The following is a 20,197-nucleotide window of genomic DNA, read 5'->3' as shown; positions in this document are numbered from 1 at the left end:
CAACCCCTTGGTGAGAACCAAGGGGTTTTCTGTTTCCTGGGCGGTCCTCCGAGTGGCTTCCCGAGGGGCCGTGGGTGAGGCTTCCCTTCCTGTGGCGAGCCTTTCCTTCGATGACACAAGGAGTTTTCCGGCCGATCCTTGAGTCATGACACTCGACGCCGAAAGCCGCGCCCAGTCCCATGCCGAAGGAAATGTGGGTGACCGCCTCAACTGGCTGCGCGCCGCCGTGCTGGGAGCCAATGACGGCATCGTGTCCGTCGCCGGCCTGCTGATCGGCGTCGCGGGGGCCAGTGCGTCCGCCGGTGCCCTCCTGACCGCCGGCGTCGCCGGTATCTCCGCGGGTGCCATGAGCATGGCCGTCGGGGAGTACGTCTCGGTGAGCGCCCAGAGCGACTCGGAAAAGGCGATGCTGGCCCTGGAATGGCGTGAGTTGGCACAGATCCCGGACCAGGAGCGCGACGAGATGGCCTTGATGCTGGAGGAGCTCGGGGTGCGCGCGGAGACGGCCCGACGTGCGGCCGAGGAGATCCATGAGAACGACGCCCTGAGCGCGCACGCCCAGCTGGAGCTGAACATCGATCCGGAGGCCACCAGCAATCCCTTCGAGGCCGCCTGGGCCTCCTGCCTGGCCTTCACGCTGGGTGGGCTGGTGCCGATGCTCGCCGTCCTGCTCGCTCCGCACGCCTGGGTGGTTCCCGTCGTGGTTGCCTCCGTCGTGCTGGCTCTCATGCTCACCGGTGCCGTCTCCGCCACACTCGGCAAGGCCCCCGTGCCACGTGCGGTGCTGCGCAACGTGGCCGGGGGCCTGGTGGCGATGGCGATCACCTTCGGGCTCGGCCGCCTGTTCGGAGCAACGGTGGGCTGATCAGGCCTTCAGCTTGAAGGCGTCCCGGTAGCTCAACCGGCCCTGGGTCTGGAGCAGGGCCCGGCGGTAGATCCGCTCGCCGACCACGACGGTGATGCCGGCGAAGACCAGGTTCACCACGAGGGCGGCCAGACCATCCCACCAGTGGGCGGTGCCCTCGACGATCCGGGCCGGCATCAGGATCCCGGAGACGATCGGCACATAGCTCAGCGCCACCTTCCAGACGCCGGTTGCCATGAAGCCGGCCATGTAGGCACCCATCAACAGGTAGATCAGCGGCGCACTGGTCTGCTGCAGGTCCTCATTGCGGGTACCCATGGCACCCGCCGCGGCCCAGATGCAGGCCAGGGCGAGGAAGCTGGCGACGAAGAGCAGCAGGTACCACCCGACGGCCGCCCCCATGGCGGGCAGGAAGTCCCGGAAGCGGGGGATGAAACTGGCACCCACCAGACCGGTTCCCACCAGCAGCGCCATCTGCGCCAGCGCCAGGATGGTGTTGCCCACCACCTTGCCGGCCAGCAGCTGCCGCACGGGGATGGCGGCGACGAGGATCTCCACGATCCGGGACTGCTTCTCCTCGATCACGGACTGGGCAATCTGCATGCCATAGGTCATGGCCGACATCAGGAAGAGCACGGCGAAGACCAGGCCCATGGCGGTGCCGGCCGAGGCCCGCTTGGTGTCACCCTCCAGCAGCTTGGTACCGACGGTGCTGGCCGCGGTGAGCTCCTCCACCGAGGTTCCCGCCTTCTGCGCGGTGACCGCCATCACCTGGCCGCTGACGGTCTGCTGCACCAAGTGCTCCAAACCGGAGTCCGGGGAGCTCTTCCAGGTCAACTCCCAGCCCTTGCCGGTGCGCTGCAGCAGGGCGTCGGCATCACCGTCGCGCAGCAGCCGTTCAGCCGCGGAGACGTCGGCCACCTTCTTCACCGCGACGGAGTCCTTGTCCGAGGACTTCTTGGCGACGGCGTCCAGGCCGCCGGCGACCTGTTCGGACTGGCTGTCGACGACGGCCACGTCGTAGTGCTGGGCCTTGCCGCTGAAGTAGGCGCTGGCGCCGATGGAGGCCAGCACCAGCAGCAGGGTGGTGAGGGTGCCGATGATGAAGGACTTGTCGGTGACCTTGACCAGGATCTCCCGGGTCATCACGGTGACCCAGGGCGCCTGGCCCCGGCCAGGGCCTCCTGTTCGCCGGCCAGTTCCTTCCGTTCCCCGAGCCTGTCGAGGGGAATTCTGTGCCACGGTGCTCATGCTGCAACCTCCCGGTAGATCTCGGACAGGGTGGGGCGGACGCGGGCGAGTTCCAGGACCTCGCCGCGACGCAGGGCTTCGGTCAGCACGGTGCGCTGGGCCTCGGGGGTGACGAACTCCAACAGGGCAGTCCTCCCGTCGACGTCCTCGGTGACCACGCCCGCAATGTCGCGTACCCACCCGAGGTCGGTGCTGGCCACCAGGCGGTGCCGCACCCGTCCGCGGGACTCCAGCTCGTCCTTGCTGCCCTTGGCGACGACGCGACCCTTGGCGAGGATCACCAGCCCGTCGCAGAGCCGGTCGATCAGGTCCAGCTGATGGCTGGAGAAGAGCACCGGGATGCCGTGGGAGGCGCGTTCCCGCAGCAGGTCGGCCATCTGGTCGATGGCGGCGGGGTCCAGGCCGCTGAAGGGTTCGTCGAGCACCAGACAGGTGGGGCTGGCCATCACGGCGGCGGCGATCTGCACGCGCTGCTGGTTGCCGAGGCTGAGCTTCTCCAGCTTGTCCTTGACGCGTTCGGCCAGTCCGAAGCGCTCCAGCAGTTCGAGGGCCTCGGCGCGGGCCGCGGGGGCGCTCATGCCCTTGAGCCGGGCGAGGTAGACCAGCTGGTCCAGGATCGGCTGCTTGGGGTAGAGACCGCGTTCCTCGGGCATGTAGCCGAAGTGGGCGCGGTCTTCGGCGGTGGCGGAGCGGCCCTGCCACAGCACCTGGCCCTGGTCTGCGGAGAGCAGGCCCATCATCATGCGCATCGTGGTGGTCTTGCCGGCGCCATTGCCGCCGACGAAGCCGATCATCTGGCCGTCGCCGACGGTGAATGACACGTCGTCGACGGCGATCTTGTCACCATAGCGACGGGTGAGCTGCTGGACGTCCAGCATCGCTGCCTCCTGGTTGGTCTGTCCGATGAGAACAGCCTTTCAGCGCGACGGGTGTCCGCGGATCCTTCAGGAGGAGGATTGGTCCCCCTCCGTCCGAAGGTGGAGGGAGCGCTCGAGACCAGGCCGGATCAGTCGACCAGGCCGGTTCGGTGGGCCCAGACGACGGCCTGCACCCGGTCCCTCAGCCCCAGCTTGGCCAGCAGATTGGAGACGTGGGTCTTCACGGTGGCCTCCCCGACGAACAGTTGCCGGGCGATCTCCTGGTTGCTCATCCCATCTGCCACCAGCTTCAGCACCTCGGTCTCGCGGGCGGTGAGCTCCACCCCGTGGGGGAGGCCCGGGGCGGTGCGGACGGCGGCCTCCGGGCGGGCAGCGGTCATCCGCCGGATGACACGGGTGGTGACATCTGGCGCCAGCAGGCCCTGACCGTGGGCCACCACACGGATGGCCTCGACGAGCCTTTCCGGTTCGGCATTCTTCAGCAGGAAGCCCGCAGCCCCCGCCTCCAAGGCGTCGAAGAGGTAGTCGTCGCGGTCGAATGTGGTCAGGATCACCACTCGCGACAAGTCCTCGGCCACCACCTGGCGGGTGGCGGCAATCCCGTCCATCACGGGCATCTGCACATCCATCAGGATCACGTCGGGCCTCAAGCTGCGGGCCAGGTCCAGTGCCTCGCCACCGTGCGAGGCCATCGCCACCACCTCGATGTCGTCCTCGACGTCGAGGATCATCTGGAAGCCACTGCGCACCAGCGCCTGGTCATCGGCCAGCAGGACACGGATCATCGGCTCTCTCCCCTCGTGATGGTCGCCCCGTCGAGGGGCAGGCGGACGCGCACCCGGTAGCCGCCGGTCACCCGGGGACCCACCTCCAGGACACCGCCGTGCGAGGTGATGCGCTCCCGCATCCCCAACAGTCCCAGACCGCTGCCCGACGTACCACTGCGGGGACGACCCTCGTCGAGCACCTCGGCCTCCGCCCAGCCGTCGCCTCCGTGGTTGTGCACGCGTACGGTCACCGAGGCCCGGCTGGCCGTGGAGTGACGCTGCACATTGGTCAGTGACTCCTGCACGGTACGGAAGAGCGAGAGCTGCACCGGCAGCGGCAAGGCCTCGGCGGTGCCGGGGAGACCCTCCACCAGGTCGTGCTCGACCTGCAGCCCGGAGCGTCGACAGTCCTCGAACAGGCCGGGAAGGGCAGACAGTGTCGGCTGCGGCTCACGGCCGGTCTCCTCGGTCTCATCCGTCCCCCGCAGCGCACCCAGCAGGCTGCGCATCTGCGTGACGGCCTGCCGCGAGGACTGCTCCACCTGCTCCAGCGCCGTGGCGGCCTGCTCGGGCTTGTGCACGAGGAGTCGCCGCGCCCCAGCGGCCTGGATGCCCATCACGGAGACGTGGTGGGCGACGACGTCGTGCAGTTCCCGGGCGATCCGCAGCCGCTCGTCGACGACGGCCTGGTCCCGCAGCTCGGCTGACTGCCCGGCGATGGTCTCGGCCTGTTCCGCCAGCCGGGCCCGGTCCCGGGCCTGCCGCCAGGCTGCCTGTCCCATCGCCATCGCCCCACCGATGTAACACACATTGATCACGGCGGTGTAGACCACCCAGGCAGGGATCATCGGGAAGAGCCCGTGCGGCGTGTAGTCGGAGGTGTTGCGTCGGAAGCTCTCCACCGACTGGCCCATGGCGAAGTCCCATGCGACCCACAGCCCGAAGCCCACCGCCAGCGTGGCCAGCGCGATGACGGTGGTGCGACGGTCGCGCGCCCAGGCCACCGTGGAGTAGATCGCGAAGAAGAAGATCAGTTGGTAGGGCATGGTGTAGCCCACCTCGCCCACCCAGGTGCACACGACGAAGAAGTGCGCCACCGCGAGGCCGAAGACCGGCAGTGGGAAGCGACGTCGCCACACCAGGGCGGCGCAGATGCTGGCCAGCGACAGGTACTGCTGCCACGGGGCGGCGGCCTGGCTGAAGTCACCGAAGGAACGGCTCAGTTCCAGCAGCAGGGCACTGATGGCGAGGAGCACCACGCCCAGGCGGACGTCGGAATGCCCGACGGGTGGGGTGGGCCTCTCCCACGCTTCGTCGGCGCCGAACCATTCCATGACACTCACCCCTCGACCCTATGCAGCTCGGGTGCCTCGGCGCCTCCACCGCGCGACGGAGTCCGAGGCACTGGTTTGGGCCTTATCTGCCTGCTGGTCAGGGATGTCCGAGTGAACGCCTGTGATGTCCGTTGTTTGGGCGGCGGGCCGAAAGCGCGGTGAATGGCTCGCACAAAGCTGTACGAAAGTGCAGAATGGCAATGTGAGCAAGGTATTGATTGTTGAGGACTCCGAGGTCATTCGCGCCTCGGTCGTGTCAGCCCTGCGTTCGCAGGGTCATCTGGCACAGGCCTTGCCGGACGGAACTGACCTGGAGCGAGCGATCACCTCCAGTCAGCCCGATCTGGTCATCCTCGACGTCATGCTTCCCGGGGGGCGGGACGGATTCGAACTTCTTGGCGTGGTGCGCAAGCTCTCACGCGCGGGTGTTCTGATGCTGACTGCGCGTGACGAGATGACGGACAGGATCCGCGGCCTGAGCCAGGGCGCGGACGACTATCTGGCAAAGCCGTTCGCCATGGTTGAGCTGATGGCCCGGATCGAGGCCATCCTGCGTCGCACCGGCGCGATGGGCAGCAGCGTGACGATCGGTGACCTGACGGTTGCCGACGACGCCGCCATCGTCAGCCGCAACGGGACCACGATTGACCTGACCGAGACAGAGCGACGTCTGTTGAGCCAGCTGGCCAAGCACCCTGAGCGCGTGGTGTCGAAGACCCAGCTCCTCACGGCTGTCTGGGGATATGACGGCTATGACGAGAACATCGTCGAGGTGCACATCTCCAGCCTCCGACGCCGGCTCGAGGCCCATGGACCGCGTGTGATCCACACGGTGCGCGGGCGAGGGTATCGGCTGGGGACTACGTGATCGGTCGCCGGTCGATCCGGTCTCGAGTACTGGCGGCCATGTTCGTGGTGCTGGTGCTCACCATGCTGGGGGTTGGCGTCGTGACAGACGCCGTCTTCATGAACCGCCAGATCAGCGACATGGAAACGCGCCTGTCGGAGGCCTCTGCGCGGGCGCAGACCCTGGCGAAGGGTCAGATCGAACCGGGAGAGCTCGCGCAGCAGGTGCAGCGCGGGAACATGCACGTGAGTGTGAAGATGCCGGACGGGACCATCATCGGCAGCGTCGCTCCGCAGGAGCGGATCCGATATGTGCGAGAGGTGCTCGACACCTCGCGAAACCTCCATGGCGCCGAGGTGACGGTGTGGGAGTCGACGGATTCCGTCGTGAACGCCCGCCGTTCCCTGGACACCTCGCTGCTCCTGGTGGGCCTGTTGGGGATCGTGGGTGCCAGCCTGCTGACCGTGGTGATCACCGATGTCGCGCTGAAACCCCTCGAGGTGATGGCGGACCGGGCGAACCGGATCACGGAGGGCGAGCGCGGCATCCGGATGGCTGCCCCTTCGGAGACCACGGAGTTGGGGCGCACGGCCGCGGCCATCGACGAGATGCTCGACGAGCTCGAGGGCGCCGAGATCCGCGCTCGGGCGGCGGAGGCGCAGGCCCGGGCCTCGGCGGAACAGATGCAGGTTTTCCTGTCGGATGCCGCCCACGAACTGAAGACCCCGATGGCGGGCATCCAGGCCGCCGCGGAGTCCCTGATCCAGTTGCCCGAGGACGCCGACGAGGAGCGGGAGCAGCTGGCCTTCCTGCTGGGACGCGAGGCGAGCCGTGGTGGGCATCTGGTCAACAGTCTCTTGGAGGCGGCCCGGGTGGACGCCGGCCCGAAGCTGAACCTGGAACTTCTGGACCTGGGAGACCTCGCCCTGGCGGAGCAGCGCCGGCTCGCCCTGGTGCATCCTCGGCTGGAGGTCATGGTCCAGGGGGAGAATCTCCTGGTGATGGCGGACCGTCAGGGCATCACCAGTGTGCTGCGCAACCTGGTGGACAATGCGGGACGTGTGTCCGCACCCGAGGGCTGGATCCTGATGGCGCTCAGCACGCGGCGTGACCAGAACCTGGTGGAGATGGCGGTGCTCCGCGTGATCGACTCCGGCCAGGGCATTCCTGCCGAGGACCAGGAACGCGTCTTCGACCGTCTGGTCCGCCTGTCCAGTACCGCGACGACCACCAAGGGCTCTGGCCTCGGTCTGCCCATCGCCCGGGGTTACGCGCGGGCCCATGGTGGGGACGTGGTCTACGTCGACCAGCCGGACACCGAGGTCGTGGACGAGGCAGGACGTGCTCGTCGGATTGGCGCGTGCTTCGAGGTGACCCTTCCCTTGGCGCGCAAGACGGCCGCTGTATGCAGCGTGCACCAGAGCGCCACGGTCTGAATTGGGAGTTGAGGCAACGCCTCCTTCCCGGAATATAAATGACGGACGTCATATTTCTAGGGAATATATTTATTACGCTCCAAATAAATCCCCAGATGAAAACGATCTTTTGATCCATCGAGGGTTTTCATCAGTTTCCCTGCGACTAGGTCATTTACGATGAAAGGCCTAGTCACGGGAATTGCATCAACTATGGCCAGTGGTTCATTTCTCAGCAAGGATGTAAAACAGTTGTCCGCGATGCGCTCGGGGGACGCCGCCGGGGGGCGGTGAGAGTCATCGGGCGGACAATGAGTGAATTGAGGTCCAGCGCTCGGGGGGAGCGCGTCAATTCACGTCCTGTCAGGAAGGACTGCATTGATGCACTCCACCACCCGTACTTACATTCGTTCGGCGTCCTGCGTCGGGGCCCTGGTTCTTGCCAGTGGCAGCTGGTTCGGTGCCAGCACGGCACTCGCGGACGAGAATGGTGGAGCCACTCCCAGTGGCCCCAGCACCGTCGAGACCACTGCTCCAGCCCAGACCACTGCTCCAGCCCAGACCACTGCCCCAGCCCAGACCACTGCGCCCGAGTAGGCCACGAAGCCCGTAGAGACCAACAAGCCCGCCGAGCCCACGCAGACCGCCACCGCGGAGCCGAGTGCTCCGGCCGAGCCCGCCAAGCCGGTCGAGACCAGCAAGCCGGCGGAGCCGCCCCAGAGTGAGACCCCGAAGCCCGCCAAGGACTCGGAGGTCGTCGAGGTCGAGATGTGGTGGATCCTGCCCGAGGGTGCCGATCCCAACAACCCGTGGCCCTACACCCAGACCCGCATTCCGGTGAACAGTGAGATCCCGTGCGGTCGCGTGGTGCAGACCGATCTCTACCGTGGCACCCAGGAGCAGATCGACAGCCTGGGTGACACCTTGGAGCCCGGCGAGGACTACGCCATCGTCGTGGACAGCCACATCATCGTCGGCGACGAGTGCGAGACTCCCGCTCCGACGCCGGAGCCGAGTGAGACTCCGGCCCCGACGCCCGAGCCGAGTGAGACTCCCGCTCCGTCCGAGACCCCGGCTCCCACTCCGTGTGAGACCCCGGCCCCCGGCAACGAGAAGCCCGGCGAGTGCCCCAGCGACCTTCCACTGCCGAATGATCCGACCGACGAACCGTCGGCTCCCGCAGACGATGACGAGGTGACCCCGGCTCCCAAGCCCGAGGCGGCCAAGCCCGTCGCACAGACACCTGCAGATCCGCAGCTGTCGCAGACCCCGGCCGAGCAGACCACGGCCGAGCGTCCCGTGGCGCTGCCCCACACCGGCGACCAGGGCGATGGCTTCTCGCCCCTTGCCGCGGGTGCTGGCATCTGCGGAATCGTCTTCCTGTCGACCTTCCTCGGCCGCAAGAAGGACTGAACAGCACTGAGCCGTCCTTACCGGCCGACTGACTGCAGGAGAGGCAATGCCCCGGTACTCGACGAGAGGTACCGGGGCATTGCGCACTCCTTCCCCGAACCGGTCGACGGGGGTGTTCACTGGGCGCGTAGAAGCTGGACTCCTGGGGCCGAGGCCGCTTTGCTGGGCAAATGAAGAAGGTATTGCTTGTCCTGACCAGCGCCGACGAGATCGCCGGCAATCCCACCGGATACACCCTCAGCGAGGCCGCGCACCCGTGGAAGGTCTTCCGCGATGCCGGGCATGTGGTGGACTTCGCCTCCATCAAGGGGGGCACGCCACCGGTGGACCCGAACAGCCGCCGGGACGAGATCACCGAACTCTTCGAGGAGGACGAGGCGGTGAAGGCGGGCCTCCACAACACCGCGAAAGTGGAGTTCGTCGAGGCTGACCAGTACGACGCGATCTACTTGGTGGGGGGCCACGGCACGATGGTGGACTTCCGTGGCAATGAGCACCTTGGTCGTCTGGTGAAGGCCGTCGCCGATGCGGGTGCCGTCGTGTCCGCCGTCTGCCACGGGCCGGCCGGGCTACTCGACGTCGAACTCGCCAATGGCTTGCGCCTCGTGGAGGGGCGCAAGGTCTCCGCCTTCACCGACTCCGAGGAGGAGCGTCTGGGGCGCACCGACGTGATGCCCTTCCTGCTGTCCAGTGAGTTGGAGGCCCAGGGGGCCAACCTGGTGCAGGCCGAGGACTGGGAAGAGTGTGTCAGCGTTGATGACCTGCTGGTCACGGGGCAGAACCCGGCGTCGGCCGCCGGCGTCGCCAAGGAGGTCGTGAAGATCCTCACCACCCTGGTGCGTGAGGAGAAGGCCGAGGAGAAGGCCGCCTCCGAGGAACTGCGCGCGGAGAAGGATGCCGAGAAGGCCGACGACGCCGAGGAGTGACCCCCGGGGCTTCGGTCCCCGAACCTGGTTCCCCGGTCCCCGAGCTTGTCGAGGGGCCGGGAACCCGGCTGCTCGCCGGGGCGTCGCACCCGAGTGGTGGAATCATGGCGAGCAGAGAGCCGGGAGGTAGTCATGGATGACGACGGGTACGCCGACGAGCAGTCCCGGGCCGTACGACGTGTCGGCGAGGGATGGAGCTTCGTCGGCCCCAGCTCGACCCTGTCCCTGCGCGGCTGGCGAGAACCGAGCACGGTCTCCAGCCTCACCTCGGCCACCAGCAGCCTCTCGAGTACCGGATCGCCCACGTGGCAGCCCCCAGCCGCGTCACAGCCTCAGCCCAAGCCGTCCGGAGCGGTGGCGCAGGTGCTGGAAGACCTCGACGAGGAGGACCACGAGCCGGTCCTGCCGGTGGAGCGCATGGGCGGACAGGCCGGTCTGCTGGCCCCGAAACCGCTGGTCACCCAGCCCCTGGTGCCGCACGACCCGATGGCCGGACAGGTACTGGGTCTCCAGCAGCATCCCGGGAGCCTGCCGCAACCACAGCAGTCCGCCCCCGGATGGCGGGCGCCGCAACTGCCGGGAGGGCCTGCCACTGGTCGCGCGCAGACCGCCACGCAGCAGAACATGGCCCGCAAGGCCAAGGGCCAGTTCGGGGCACTGCTCGTCGCGGGCCTGGCCTTTGCCGGACTGGCACTGTTCAGCTTTGGGCTGGACGCCTACCGGGAGGTCGTGCCGCCTGCCGTCGTCGAGCCCGCACAGCCGGCCGAGGACGGCAGCCTGCAGGTCACCCGGGACTTCGGCACCTTCACCCTGCCGTCAGGATGGAGCGAGATCGCGGACCAGGGCGATGCGGACTCCGCCAGCTTCATACTGGACAAGGATCCAAACGCCACTTTGGCAGTCAGTCACGTCGAGCGTGTCGACGGCTCGATCGAGGAGGAATGCACCCGGCAGCTGGGCAGCGGGACACCCAGCAAGCTGTCCACCGTGCCCGTGATCGGTGGCGTGGCTGGTGTCGCCCATCGGGTGCAGGACAACGGCTACACCACCACCGTGCAGTGTGCGGCCCGGGGTGAGGGGACCCTGGTGATCACCGGCGCGACGCTGGACACGCCTCTGGCGACCGTGGACAAGGCCATGCAGCGCGTCGCCAGCAGTCTCCACTGAGGCTCACCCGCGCTCCCCGTCGCCGAGGCCTCGTGACAGACTGGAGGTAGCCCGCAACGAAGGAGTGAAGATGGCTGAGTTTGCCTATGAGGACATGCTGCCGCTCGGCAAGGACGAGACGCCCTACCGCCTGCTGACCACCGAAGGCGTGAAGGAGGTCGAGGGGCCCGGCGGACGCAAGTTCCTGGAGGTCGCGCCCGAAGCCCTCACCCTGCTGGCCGAGACCGCCATGCACGACATCGCGCACTACCTGCGCCCCGCGCACCTGGGCCAGCTGAAGAAGATCATGGACGATCCCGAGGCCAGCCCCAACGACAAGTTCGTCGCGCTCGACCTGCTGAAGAACGCCAACATCGCCGCCGGTGGCGTGCTGCCCATGTGTCAGGACACCGGCACGGCCATCGTCTCCGGTCACCGCGGCCAGCACGTGCTCACCGAGGGCCCCGACGAGAAGGCCCTGGCCCTGGGCGTCTACAACGCCTACACCAAGCTGAACCTGCGCTACTCGCAGAATGCCCCCATCACCATGTGGGAAGAGAAGAACACGGGCTCCAACCTGCCGGCGCAGATCGACATCGAGGCCGCCACCGGCCACGACGTCGACGAGTACCAGTTCCTGTTCATGGCCAAGGGTGGTGGCTCGGCGAACAAGAGCTACCTGTACCAGGAGACCAAGGCGATCCTGAACCCCGACTCGATGATGAAGTTCCTCGAGGAGAAGATCCGCAGCCTGGGTACGGCGGCCTGCCCGCCCTACCACCTGGCCATCGTGATCGGCGGCACCTCGGCCGAGTGGGCCCTGCGCACCGCCAAGTACGCCTCGGCCAAGTACCTGGACACCCTGCCCGAGCATGGCGACATCACCGGCCACGGCTTCCGCGACCACGAGCTCGAGGAGAACGTGCTGGAGCTCACCCGCAAGCTCGGCATCGGCGCCCAGTTCGGCGGCAAGTACTTCTGCCACGATGTCCGCGTGGTGCGCCTGCCCCGTCACGGCGCCTCGCTGCCCGTCGCGATCGCCGTGTCCTGCTCGGCCGACCGCCAGTGCAAGGCCAAGATCACCAAGGACGGCGTCTTCATCGAGCAGCTGGAGTTCGAGCCGGCCCAGTACCTGCCCGACCACGTCGACGCCGAGCTGGATGCCGAGAGCGACGGCATCTCCGGCACCGGCAAGGGTGCCGCGGTGAAGGTGGACCTGAACAAGCCGATGTCCGAGATCCTGGCCGAGCTGAGCAAGCACCCGGTCAAGACCCGCCTGAGCCTCACCGGCACGCTGGTCGTGGCCCGCGACATCGCCCACGCCAAGATCCGTGAGCGCCTGGAGGCCGGCGAGGAGATGCCGCAGTACATGAAGGACCACCCGGTCTACTACGCCGGCCCCGCCAAGACCCCCGAGGGCATGGCGTCCGGCTCCTTCGGCCCGACCACGGCCGGCCGGATGGACTCCTATGTGGACCAGTTCCAGGCCGCCGGCGGCTCGATGGTGATGCTGGCCAAGGGCAACCGCTCGCAGCAGGTCACCGACGCGTGCGCCAAGCACGGCGGCTTCTACCTGGGCTCGATCGGTGGCCCCGCCGCCCGTCTGGCCCAGGACTGCATCAAGAAGGTCGAGGTGCTGGAGTACCCCGAGCTGGGCATGGAGGCCGTGTGGCGCATCGAGGTGGAGGACTTCCCGGCCTTCATCGTCGTCGACGACAAGGGCAATGACTTCTTCGCTGAGGTCAACAAGCCGCTGGTGATGAGCATCTCCACCCGCCCGGACATCGACTCCGCCGGCGACACCGAGGGCAAGAAGTAACCGCCTGCAGGGGCCTCGACAGGCTCGGCCGTCGGTGAGGGCAAGGGCCCGGGTTTCACGTGGAACTCCACATGGACCCGGGCCCTGCTGACGCGCCCACCAGTTTGGTGTCAGCCAGGTGGTACGGCGCAGCTGGCCCCGCGCGGGTGGAGCATGGGAGCAACGCCATTCGGCACGCAGCAAGGCTGGGGGTGACATGACGGTCGGCGACGTGAGCCGTTCCCGAGCACCGGCTGGCGAGGCGGGCGCCTGGCTACGCGTGGCCCGTGCATGGCTCGCCCCGGTCGCCCTCGCGCTGTTGGGGCTCTGGGTCATCTTTCCCGCAGTGGGAGGAGGTGCCGTCAGCTACAACCCGGTCATGGGGGCCGTCCAGGTGGCCGCGGCCGCCGGAGTCCTGATTGCGGTGCCCGACCTTCGTCGGCTGCTGAGGCCCTGTCCGCCTCCAGCTCGCATGCCCATGCCCTTGCCACCCCGCTGGCCGGCCTGGCCGCTGCGGCCCATGTCCTGCCCGCCGCGACGACCTTGTCGGCCTCCCATCTGCCCGAGGGTTCCGTCCTTGGCGGCTGTGAAGGCGCGCAGGTGGTTCTCGGAGCCGGCCAGGAGGCGCTCGAGGACCAGCTTCACGTTGGACTGTTTGACGGCCTTGAGCTCCCGCTGGAGGTCGGCGATGTCCCTCTTCTCCAGGTCGATGCCCCCCTGGTGGGCGTCCTCCAGGGACTTGCTGCCCTGCGCCAGCCATCCGGCGTAGAGCTTCTGGATGTCCTCGTCGGCATACTTCCCGGCGGCCTTGCCGGCGGATGGGTCCGCTACGCCGTAGCGGGTCATCAGGGTGCCCACTGCGTCGAAGTGGCGCTGCTCGGACAGGGTGATGCGGCTGAATGGCAGTGCGTCGTCGTACTTCTTGGCGAGGGCCGCGTACAGGTCACGGGCCATCCGCTCCTCCTCGCGGCTGAAGGTGGGTGCGGAGGCGAGCTCGGCGTCGGCCTTCTGGGCGGGTTGGGCCAGGCCATCCCCACCCTGATGGCCTTCCGCGACGGCAGCCCGGTCTTCCGGGAGTCCGGCGCGCTCCCGGCCGCCGTACTGGACCAGCTCATCGAGCAGATCCGGGGCCTGGACATGGACGCCGTGCGCGCCCAGATGGCCGAGCAGCAGGCCCGGTGACCAGCCGTCGGGGATCCACCGCCGGGGCACGGGGGTGCGTCGGTTCGCAGCCACACCACACGGAGGGCACAGCCTCCTCATAGGCTTCGCCATCAGCCTTGGAGCATGAGTTCCAGCATCCTTGCCCGCAGCGCCACCGGCGTGCGCACCACGTCGTCCGTCCGCCGCATGGAGCTGGGCGCAGCATCACGTCGATCATCCTGGCCGTGCGCCAGCACCTGCCCTATGAGTTGTGGCACGCAGTACACCTGACCACCTACCTGGCCGTCGCGTTGAGCATCCCGCACCAGTTCACGATGGACAACATGTTCGAGACCGGCTGGGCGCGGGCGTGGTGGATCGGTCTCTACGCCGCCACCACCTTCAGCCTGTTGGCCTACCGGGTGCTGTTGCCCCTGGTGCGTTCGTTGCGGCTGGGGCTCCGGGTCAGCAGGGTGGAGGAGCTCGCCGACGACGTGGTGGCCATCACGATCACCGGCCGGGGTGTGGACCGCCTCGACGTCGCCGCCGGCCAGTTCCTGCACTGGCGCTTCTGGACCCCGTCGCTGGTGGGCCAGCAGCACCCCTTCAGCCTGTCCGCCGCACCAAGGGGCAACAGCCTGCGGATCACGGTCCGCAGTCTTGGCCGCGGCACCGCCCGGATGATGGAGCTGAAGCCGGGCACGAGGGTGAGCGTCCAAGGTCCCTACGGGGTCTTCACCGCACGGGCGCGGACCCGGGACGCGGTGGTGCTGGTGGGCTCGGGCGTCGGCATTGCTCCGGTGCGGGCCGTGCTGGAGGAGACCGACACCCTGCCTGGCCGGTCATTGGTGGTCTTGCGGGCCTCGGCTCCGGAGGAGCTCTACCACCTCGACGAGGTGCAGACCCTGTGCGCCGCGAAGGGTGCCCACCTGGTCATGCTCACCGGGCCGCGTGGGGACTCCTGGGTGCCGGCCGGTCAGGACCTGCGCCTGACGGACCTGGCGCCCTGGCTTGGCCAGGCCGATGTCTACCTCTGTGGCCCGCGGTCCTGGATGGAGCTGGTGGAGGCAGATGCCCGGGCCGCCGGGATTGCGCAGGCGCAGCTGCACGCCGAGCGTTTCGACTTCTGAGAGACGAACTGCGGGGCGGGCCCGACCACAGTGGCCGGGCCCGCCCCGTGTGCTCGGATGTGCGGGATCAGCCCTGGGTGGGCCACTTCAGCTCGGCCTGCCCGGCCGGGTTCTCGGCCGTCGCCTGGGGCGGGTTCTCCACCGGGGCGGCCGGCCGGGCAGGGGCCTGCTCGGCGGGAGTGGCCTGAGCCTGCTCGGCGGGCGCGGCGGGGGCTTCCGGTGTAGCGGCAGGAGCCTGGTTGAGGACGGCCTGGATTTGTTCGATCATCGCGGTCTCCTCGGGGGAGACACCCTTGGCGGCCTCGGCGACCTGCTGGGTTGCGGCCGTCACGTAGTTCTTCAGGGCGGCCAGCGTGGCCTCGTCCTTGCTGGCCACCTGGACGGCTTCACGGAGGTTGCCCAGCAGCTTGCTGACCATCTCCTCCTTGCTGGAGGCGGCCGGCGGCATCGTCATGCCACTCTTCATCAGCTGCGTGAACTCGGCGGGAGCGGAGGCCAGCGCCTTGGAGGCTGCCATGGACTCCTTGAAGGTCGCGAGGAAGCCGGGCTCGGCCTGGGAGACCAGGGCGACGGCACCCATCGCACCATTGCGGATGGCTTCGGACTCTTGCTGCGTGAACTGGGTCATGACCTCAGTGTGGAGCTCTCGTCGGCGGGTGGGGAAGGCATATCGCCGACGGCGGAATGGGGCCTCGACAGGCTCGGCCACCGGTGTGTGTGGGCTCGGACGTCGGGGTGGGACGCGAACAGGGGCCCCACCCTGAGGTGGAGCCCCTGTCTGGAAAGCAGCGGTGCGTCAGCGCTGCTCGAGCGGCACGAAGTCGCGGTGGGTCTGGCCGACGTAGACCTGGCGCGGACGGCCGATCTTGGTGGACTTGTCGTTGTTCTGCTCGCGCCACTGGGCGATCCAACCGGGAAGGCGGCCGATGGCGAAGAGCACGGTGAACATGTTGACCGGGAAGCCCATGGCCTCGTAGATCAGGCCCGAGTAGAAGTCGACGTTCGGGTAGAGCTTGCGGCTCTGGAAGTAGTCGTCGTTGAGGGCGGTCTGCTCCAGCTCCTGGGCGATGTCCAGCAGGTCGCGGCGACCCTCCTTCAGCTGCAGCACCTCGTCGGCGTGCTTCTTGATGATGTTGGCGCGCGGGTCGTAGTTCTTGTAGATGCGGTGACCGAAGCCCATCAGCTTGATGCCGGATTCCTTGTTCTTCACCTTGTCCACGAACTCCTGCACGCTCATGCCGGAGTCCTTGATCTGCTGCAGCATCTCCAGGACTTCCTGGTTGGCGCCGCCGTGCAGCGGGCCGGACAGGGCGTTCACGCCGGAGGCGACCGAGGCGTACAAGTTGGCCTGCGAGGAGCCCACCAGACGCACCGTGGAGGTGGAGCAGTTCTGCTCGTGGTCGGCGTGCAGGATCAGCAGCACCTCGAGGGCGCGGGTGATCTTGTCGTCGATCTGGTACGGCTCGGCCGGGTTGCCGAAGCTCATCCGCTCGAAGTTCTCGATGTAGTTCAGCGAGTGGTCCGGGTACAGCGTGGGCTTGCCGATGGAGTTCTTGTAGCCGTAGGCAGCCAGGGTCGGGACCTTGGCCAGCAGACGGGTGGTGGCCTCCTCGACGGAATCGTTGTCCAGGCCGGTGGTCTCCGAGTTGAACGTGCTCAGGCCCATGATGCCGGCAGCCAGCACGGGCATCGGGTGCGAACGACGGGGGAAGCAGCGGAAGAAGTCACGCATTCGCTCGTCGATGATCATGTTCTTGGTGATGCGGTCCTCGAAGGTGGCCAGCTGCTCGGCCGTGGGCAGCTCGCCGTAGATCACGAGGTAGGCAGTCTCCAGGAAGCTGGACTTCTCGGCCAGCTGCTCGATCGAGTAGCCCCGGTACTGCAGGACGCCGGCATCGCCGTCGATGAAGGTGATCGCAGACTTGCACGACGCGGTGCTGGAGAAGCCCTGGTCATAGGTGGTGTCGCCAGTCTGGGCCAGCAGCTTGTTGATGTCGTGGCCATTGTTGCCCTGGGTGGCGACAATCCGGGGAAGCTGAACCTGCTTGTCCCCGAGAGTGAAGGTGGCATCAGTCATGAACGGTTCCTCCTTGAACGGAGTCCCTGGGGCTCCGGCCGAGTCAAAAGACGTGCGTAGGCACAGCGCACTGGCGGTCATTGCCAGCGGATGTGGCACACGATACAGCCTTGTAGCCCACTGCGAAATCGCAGCAGTCTACGGTGCGGACCGCCGCCGCCGGTGAGCGGGGTGGCCCTTAGGTGGTCGCCGTGTGGTCAGGCCACGGTCCGTGTACCGGCTGACCACACCCACTTTGATGCGTAGTTGGGCTTGCGCCCCGTGACGAGCACCTTGATGGTGTGGCCACGGTCCGCGGATGTCAGGCGATGGGTGGCCCCGGTGGCTCCCGTGATGAGGGTCTGCTTGCCGGCGGCGTCGAAGCGGAACCACTGGCGCGTCAGTGCGACGCTGCCCACTCCCCAGGTCCCGGCGCTGGAGGTCAGGGTCTGGCCCACCTGCGTCGTGCCCGAGATGGTGGGACGGGGAGCCTTCTCGATCATGCCGGGGGTGACGGTGCTCAGGGTGTTGATCATCCGGTTCGGCGTTCCCGAGGTCGGGTTGGCGATGACATTGGGGGTCGCCTGGGCCGTGACCTGTGCCGCGACCTGTGCCGGGGTCCAGGTGGGGCGGGCCTGGGCCACCAGGGCGGCCAGGCCGGAGACGAAGGGTGCGGCCATCGACGTGCCGGAATTCTGCGCCACTGCCGTCGAACTGCCGATCCAGGCCGACGTGATGTCCTCGCCCGGGGCGTATAGGTCCACGCAGCTGCCGTAGTTGCTGGTGGGTGACTGGCGGTTCCAGACCGAGGAATTCGCGACGGTGATGACGGCGGGCAGGTTGGCGGGGCTGACATTGCAGGCGGAGGTGGGCTTGCCATCCGGTGGGGCATTGCCCGCGGCCCCGACCACGGTCACCCCGTCGGCCAGGACCCGCTTCACTGCGGCGGTCATCTCGGTGCTGGCGTCACCGCCCAGGCTCATGTTCAGCACGGCGGGCTTGCCCGCGGCGTGGTTGGCCACCACCCAGTCCAGGGCCGCCAGCGTGTCGGACTCGAAGCCGCCGGAATCGCAGTCCAGGACGCGGATGGGCACGATGCGGGCCTTCTTGGCCACACCATGGCGGGTACCGGCGAGGATTCCGGCGACGTGGGTGCCGTGCCCGGCGCAGTCGTCGGGTGGGGTGCCGGGCAGGTCGTAGTTGGGGCCGGAACTGAGCCGCCCCGTGAAGTCCGTGTGGGCGCGGTTGATGCCCGAGTCGACGATGTAGGCGGTCACTCCCTCACCGGTCTTCGTGCTGGTGTAGGTGCGGGTGGCCTGCGAGGTGCGCTGGTCCACCCGGTCCAGGCCCCGTGGAGGATTGTTCTGCACGTCGAAGGCGCGGATCCGGCGGTCCGGCCTCACCGAGAGCACCCCGGGAAGCTTGCGCAGCCGGGCGGCCTGGCTGGCCGTCATCGACGTGGCCACACCGGGGAAGGCCTGACGGAAGACGTGCCGGGCACGCCCCGGCGCCGTGGCATCGCTGGAGGCCTGCACCGTGCGCATGGCGTCCTGGGTGGCGAAACGCACGATCCAGCGTGTCTTGGGCTGGGGCGCCGCCTCGGCAGGGGCGGTGGCAAGCCCGGCCGCGAGGAGGGTGCCCAGCGTGACGAGGACCGACAGGACCCGGCGGAAGCTCGTGGTGAGGAACATTGCTGCCTTTGGGGAAGGGGATGGTCTTGCTGCTTCACTGTAACCAGCGATTCCTCGTCGTCGAAAGAAGGAAAGACATGACAGACATGACCAGCCTCGAGGGCACCTATGTGCTCGACACCACGCATTCGAGCCTGGCCTTCGTCGCCCGGCACGCCATGATCACCAAGGTTCGCGGCATCTTCACCAGCTTCTCCGGCACGGCCCAGGTGCACGGCTCCGCGCCGCAGACCAGCAGCGTGACCGTGGACATCGACGTCGCCAGCGTCAGCACCGGCACCGCGGACCGCGACGCCCACCTGGCCGGCGAGGACTTCTTCCAGAGCGAGAAGTTCCCGAAGATCACCTTCGTCTCCACGAATGTGGAGGCCGTCGATTCGGACACCGTCGAGATCACCGGTGACCTGACCATCAAGGACGTCATGAAGACCCTGACCATCCCCTTCGAGTTCACCGGCGCCGTCACGGACCCGTCGGGCAATGACCGGATCGGTTTCGAGGGCCGCACCGAGGTGAACCGTCGTGACTTCAACCTCACCTGGAATGCCGCGCTGGACACCGGCGGTGTGCTGGTCAGCGAGAAGGTCACGCTGGAGTTCGAGATCTCGGCCATCAAGCAGTCCTGAGCCCCACCCACGAGGAGCTGGTCATGGTGGCAGTCCATGCGGTGGTCTCCGGCCAGGTGCAGGGCGTCGGGTTTCGTTGGCGCTGCCTGCAGCAGGCCCAGGCGATCGGTGTCTGCGGTTGGGTGCGGAACATGCCCGATGGCAAGGTGGAGCTCTGGGCTGAGGGAGAGGACGGACCGGTGCAGCAACTGCTGGACTGGTGCCGCCAAGGCCCTCGGTGGGCACGCGTCGACCGGGTGGAGGAGAGACGAGTGACCCCGCGGGGGCTCGGCTCCTTCGAAGTGCGCTGAATTCGGTCCTGGACCAGCTCTCACAAGGCTGTTCGCTGAGGGCGTCCCCGAATTGCTGTACCGGCGCAGCCGCACCCTCTACCGTTGAGGTGAGGGCCACAGCGGCCAATCGATCGTGATCAGGAGATGGACCATGACGCAGTTCAACGACGAAGCCCACCAGACCGACGCCGCCAAGCAGGCCGCTGCCGACGCCGCCGCGAAGGCCAAGGCCCAGGCGGACGCCGCCAAGAAGGCTGCCCAGGAGAAGGCCGAGCAGCTGAAGGCTGGCACCGCGGGCGCCCAGGACAAGGCCAAGGAAGCCCAGGACAAGGCCAAGGAGGCGGCGGTCAAGGCCAAGGAAGCCGCTGACCAGGCCGCCAGCAAGGCCGGCGAGGCCGTCCACAAGAACCGCGAGAAGATCGACAGCACCGTCGAGAAGGCCGCGCAGGCGATCGACGCCAAGACCCAGGGCAAGGCCACGAATGTGGTGACCAAGGTCAAGGAGATCATCGCCAAGGCGCTGGACAAGACCGAGGCCAAGCGCAGCACCGGCGCCAAGATCGACAACGCGGCCGAGGACCTGACCAACAAGGTCGACGGCACCAACGCCTGACCACCCCACGCCACATGGAGCGGCCC

General features: G+C 67.7%; 20 protein-coding genes. 12 read left to right on the top strand and 8 right to left on the bottom strand.

Annotated elements, in window-relative coordinates; all coding sequences use genetic code 11:
- The first annotated feature begins 145 nt into the window (after window positions 1–145).
- Window positions 146–865, top strand: a complete 720-nt coding sequence (locus tag EDD41_RS09985) for a VIT1/CCC1 transporter family protein (protein ID WP_123575797.1) — start codon at window positions 146–148, stop codon at window positions 863–865.
- Here the strand turns inward: EDD41_RS09985 and EDD41_RS09980 are convergent, their stop codons facing one another.
- The 4 genes from EDD41_RS09980 to EDD41_RS09965 form a co-directional block, all read right to left on the bottom strand.
- On the bottom strand, window positions 866–2,011 hold the full coding sequence (locus tag EDD41_RS09980; protein ID WP_170165318.1) for an ABC transporter permease: 1,146 nt from the start codon (window positions 2,009–2,011) through the stop codon (window positions 866–868).
- 101 nt (window positions 2,012–2,112) lie between these two features.
- Window positions 2,113–2,994 (bottom strand): ABC transporter ATP-binding protein, encoded by an 882-nt coding sequence (locus tag EDD41_RS09975; protein WP_123575795.1) that lies wholly within the window; start codon window positions 2,992–2,994, stop codon window positions 2,113–2,115.
- Window positions 2,995–3,122: 128 nt separating this feature from the next.
- Window positions 3,123–3,776 carry a response regulator gene (locus EDD41_RS09970; RefSeq protein ID WP_211336729.1) on the bottom strand — a complete coding sequence of 218 codons (654 nt, stop codon included), beginning with the start codon at window positions 3,774–3,776 and terminating at the stop codon, window positions 3,123–3,125.
- A complete protein-coding gene (locus tag EDD41_RS09965; RefSeq protein WP_123575793.1) occupies window positions 3,776–5,095 on the bottom strand; it encodes a sensor histidine kinase in 1,320 nt (439 codons plus the stop codon). Before EDD41_RS09965 ends, EDD41_RS09970 begins: the two co-directional genes overlap by 1 nt.
- 187 nt (window positions 5,096–5,282) lie before the next feature.
- Here EDD41_RS09965 and EDD41_RS09960 point away from each other — a divergent pair, with 187 nt between their 5' ends.
- The 7 genes from EDD41_RS09960 (at window position 5,283) to EDD41_RS09930 (ending at window position 12,661) form a co-directional block, all read left to right on the top strand.
- Entirely contained in the window at window positions 5,283–5,963 is a 681-nt protein-coding gene (locus EDD41_RS09960; protein WP_245995608.1) for a response regulator transcription factor, read from the top strand.
- Window positions 5,960–7,378: a HAMP domain-containing sensor histidine kinase gene (locus EDD41_RS09955; RefSeq protein ID WP_148060526.1), complete on the top strand. Its 1,419-nt coding sequence runs from the start codon at window positions 5,960–5,962 to the stop codon at window positions 7,376–7,378. The genes EDD41_RS09960 and EDD41_RS09955 overlap by 4 nt, the downstream gene beginning before the upstream one ends.
- A 360-nt stretch (window positions 7,379–7,738) precedes the next feature.
- Complete coding sequence (locus EDD41_RS09950; protein WP_123575792.1) at window positions 7,739–7,954, top strand: hypothetical protein; 216 nt, start codon at window positions 7,739–7,741, stop codon at window positions 7,952–7,954.
- A 171-nt stretch (window positions 7,955–8,125) separates the two neighbouring features.
- The gene (locus tag EDD41_RS09945; RefSeq protein WP_123575791.1) at window positions 8,126–8,770 is read left to right on the top strand and encodes a hypothetical protein; all 645 of its coding nucleotides are present in this window, start codon (window positions 8,126–8,128) and stop codon (window positions 8,768–8,770) included.
- 170 nt (window positions 8,771–8,940) lie between these two features.
- A complete protein-coding gene (locus EDD41_RS09940; RefSeq protein ID WP_123575790.1) occupies window positions 8,941–9,696 on the top strand; it encodes a type 1 glutamine amidotransferase domain-containing protein in 756 nt (251 codons plus the stop codon).
- Window positions 9,697–9,828: 132 nt separating this feature from the next.
- Window positions 9,829–10,863, top strand: a complete 1,035-nt coding sequence (locus EDD41_RS09935; RefSeq protein ID WP_123575789.1) for a hypothetical protein — start codon at window positions 9,829–9,831, stop codon at window positions 10,861–10,863.
- Between the two features lie 70 nt (window positions 10,864–10,933).
- Entirely contained in the window at window positions 10,934–12,661 is a 1,728-nt protein-coding gene (locus EDD41_RS09930; protein WP_094763665.1) for a fumarate hydratase, read from the top strand.
- Window positions 12,662–13,006: 345 nt separating this feature from the next.
- Here EDD41_RS09930 and EDD41_RS09925 read toward each other — a convergent pair whose 3' ends face one another.
- Complete coding sequence (locus EDD41_RS09925) at window positions 13,007–13,876, bottom strand: ferritin-like domain-containing protein (RefSeq protein WP_170165317.1); 870 nt, start codon at window positions 13,874–13,876, stop codon at window positions 13,007–13,009.
- A 44-nt stretch (window positions 13,877–13,920) separates the two neighbouring features.
- Between EDD41_RS09925 and EDD41_RS09915 the strand changes: the two genes are divergently transcribed.
- Window positions 13,921–14,913 (top strand): ferric reductase-like transmembrane domain-containing protein, encoded by a 993-nt coding sequence (locus EDD41_RS09915; protein ID WP_148060525.1) that lies wholly within the window; start codon window positions 13,921–13,923, stop codon window positions 14,911–14,913.
- Window positions 14,914–14,980: 67 nt separating this feature from the next.
- On the opposite strand, the gene EDD41_RS09910 is transcribed toward EDD41_RS09915, so the two are convergent.
- The 3 genes from EDD41_RS09910 to EDD41_RS09900 form a co-directional block, all read right to left on the bottom strand.
- Window positions 14,981–15,541 carry a hypothetical protein gene (locus tag EDD41_RS09910; protein ID WP_094763662.1) on the bottom strand — a complete coding sequence of 187 codons (561 nt, stop codon included), beginning with the start codon at window positions 15,539–15,541 and terminating at the stop codon, window positions 14,981–14,983.
- Window positions 15,542–15,709: 168 nt separating this feature from the next.
- The gene (locus EDD41_RS09905; RefSeq protein ID WP_123575786.1) at window positions 15,710–16,990 is read right to left on the bottom strand and encodes a citrate synthase; all 1,281 of its coding nucleotides are present in this window, start codon (window positions 16,988–16,990) and stop codon (window positions 15,710–15,712) included.
- Window positions 16,991–17,187: 197 nt separating this feature from the next.
- Window positions 17,188–18,660, bottom strand: a complete 1,473-nt coding sequence (locus EDD41_RS09900; protein ID WP_123575785.1) for a S8 family peptidase — start codon at window positions 18,658–18,660, stop codon at window positions 17,188–17,190.
- A 77-nt stretch (window positions 18,661–18,737) separates the two neighbouring features.
- On the opposite strand from EDD41_RS09900, the gene EDD41_RS09895 reads away from it, so the two are divergent.
- The 3 genes from EDD41_RS09895 to EDD41_RS09885 all read left to right on the top strand — a co-directional run bounded on the left by EDD41_RS09895 (window position 18,738) and on the right by EDD41_RS09885 (window position 20,171).
- A complete protein-coding gene (locus EDD41_RS09895) occupies window positions 18,738–19,286 on the top strand; it encodes a YceI family protein (protein WP_094763659.1) in 549 nt (182 codons plus the stop codon).
- A 23-nt stretch (window positions 19,287–19,309) separates the two neighbouring features.
- Complete coding sequence (locus EDD41_RS09890; RefSeq protein ID WP_123575784.1) at window positions 19,310–19,576, top strand: acylphosphatase; 267 nt, start codon at window positions 19,310–19,312, stop codon at window positions 19,574–19,576.
- A gap of 133 nt (window positions 19,577–19,709) precedes the next feature.
- Window positions 19,710–20,171 (top strand): Rv0909 family putative TA system antitoxin, encoded by a 462-nt coding sequence (locus EDD41_RS09885; protein ID WP_123575783.1) that lies wholly within the window; start codon window positions 19,710–19,712, stop codon window positions 20,169–20,171.
- Window positions 20,172–20,197: the final 26 nt, after the last annotated feature.

The organism is Luteococcus japonicus (assembly GCF_003752415.1).
Taxonomy (GTDB): Bacteria; Actinomycetota; Actinomycetes; order Propionibacteriales; family Propionibacteriaceae; genus Luteococcus; species Luteococcus japonicus.
The sequence above is the reverse complement of the archived record's forward strand: the minus strand, read 5'-3'. Positions and strand labels throughout refer to the sequence as shown.

Bases quoted from the DNA above. Each gene is read 5' to 3' on its own strand.
- EDD41_RS09985 (WP_123575797.1), top strand. From the start codon at position 146: ATGACACTCGACGCCGAAAGCCGCGCCCAGTCCCATGCCGAAGGAAAT.
- EDD41_RS09980 (WP_170165318.1), bottom strand. From the start codon at position 2,011: ATGACCCGGGAGATCCTGGTCAAGGTCACCGACAAGTCCTTCATCATC.
- EDD41_RS09975 (WP_123575795.1), bottom strand. From the start codon at position 2,994: ATGCTGGACGTCCAGCAGCTCACCCGTCGCTATGGTGACAAGATCGCC.
- EDD41_RS09965 (WP_123575793.1), bottom strand. From the start codon at position 5,095: ATGGAATGGTTCGGCGCCGACGAAGCGTGGGAGAGGCCCACCCCACCC.
- EDD41_RS09950 (WP_123575792.1), top strand. From the start codon at position 7,739: ATGCACTCCACCACCCGTACTTACATTCGTTCGGCGTCCTGCGTCGGG.
- EDD41_RS09945 (WP_123575791.1), top strand. From the start codon at position 8,126: ATGTGGTGGATCCTGCCCGAGGGTGCCGATCCCAACAACCCGTGGCCC.
- EDD41_RS09940 (WP_123575790.1), top strand. From the start codon at position 8,941: ATGAAGAAGGTATTGCTTGTCCTGACCAGCGCCGACGAGATCGCCGGC.
- EDD41_RS09935 (WP_123575789.1), top strand. From the start codon at position 9,829: ATGGATGACGACGGGTACGCCGACGAGCAGTCCCGGGCCGTACGACGT.
- EDD41_RS09930 (WP_094763665.1), top strand. From the start codon at position 10,934: ATGGCTGAGTTTGCCTATGAGGACATGCTGCCGCTCGGCAAGGACGAG.
- EDD41_RS09910 (WP_094763662.1), bottom strand. From the start codon at position 15,541: ATGACCCAGTTCACGCAGCAAGAGTCCGAAGCCATCCGCAATGGTGCG.
- EDD41_RS09905 (WP_123575786.1), bottom strand. From the start codon at position 16,990: ATGACTGATGCCACCTTCACTCTCGGGGACAAGCAGGTTCAGCTTCCC.
- EDD41_RS09900 (WP_123575785.1), bottom strand. From the start codon at position 18,660: ATGTTCCTCACCACGAGCTTCCGCCGGGTCCTGTCGGTCCTCGTCACG.
- EDD41_RS09895 (WP_094763659.1), top strand. From the start codon at position 18,738: ATGACAGACATGACCAGCCTCGAGGGCACCTATGTGCTCGACACCACG.
- EDD41_RS09890 (WP_123575784.1), top strand. From the start codon at position 19,310: ATGGTGGCAGTCCATGCGGTGGTCTCCGGCCAGGTGCAGGGCGTCGGG.
- EDD41_RS09885 (WP_123575783.1), top strand. From the start codon at position 19,710: ATGACGCAGTTCAACGACGAAGCCCACCAGACCGACGCCGCCAAGCAG.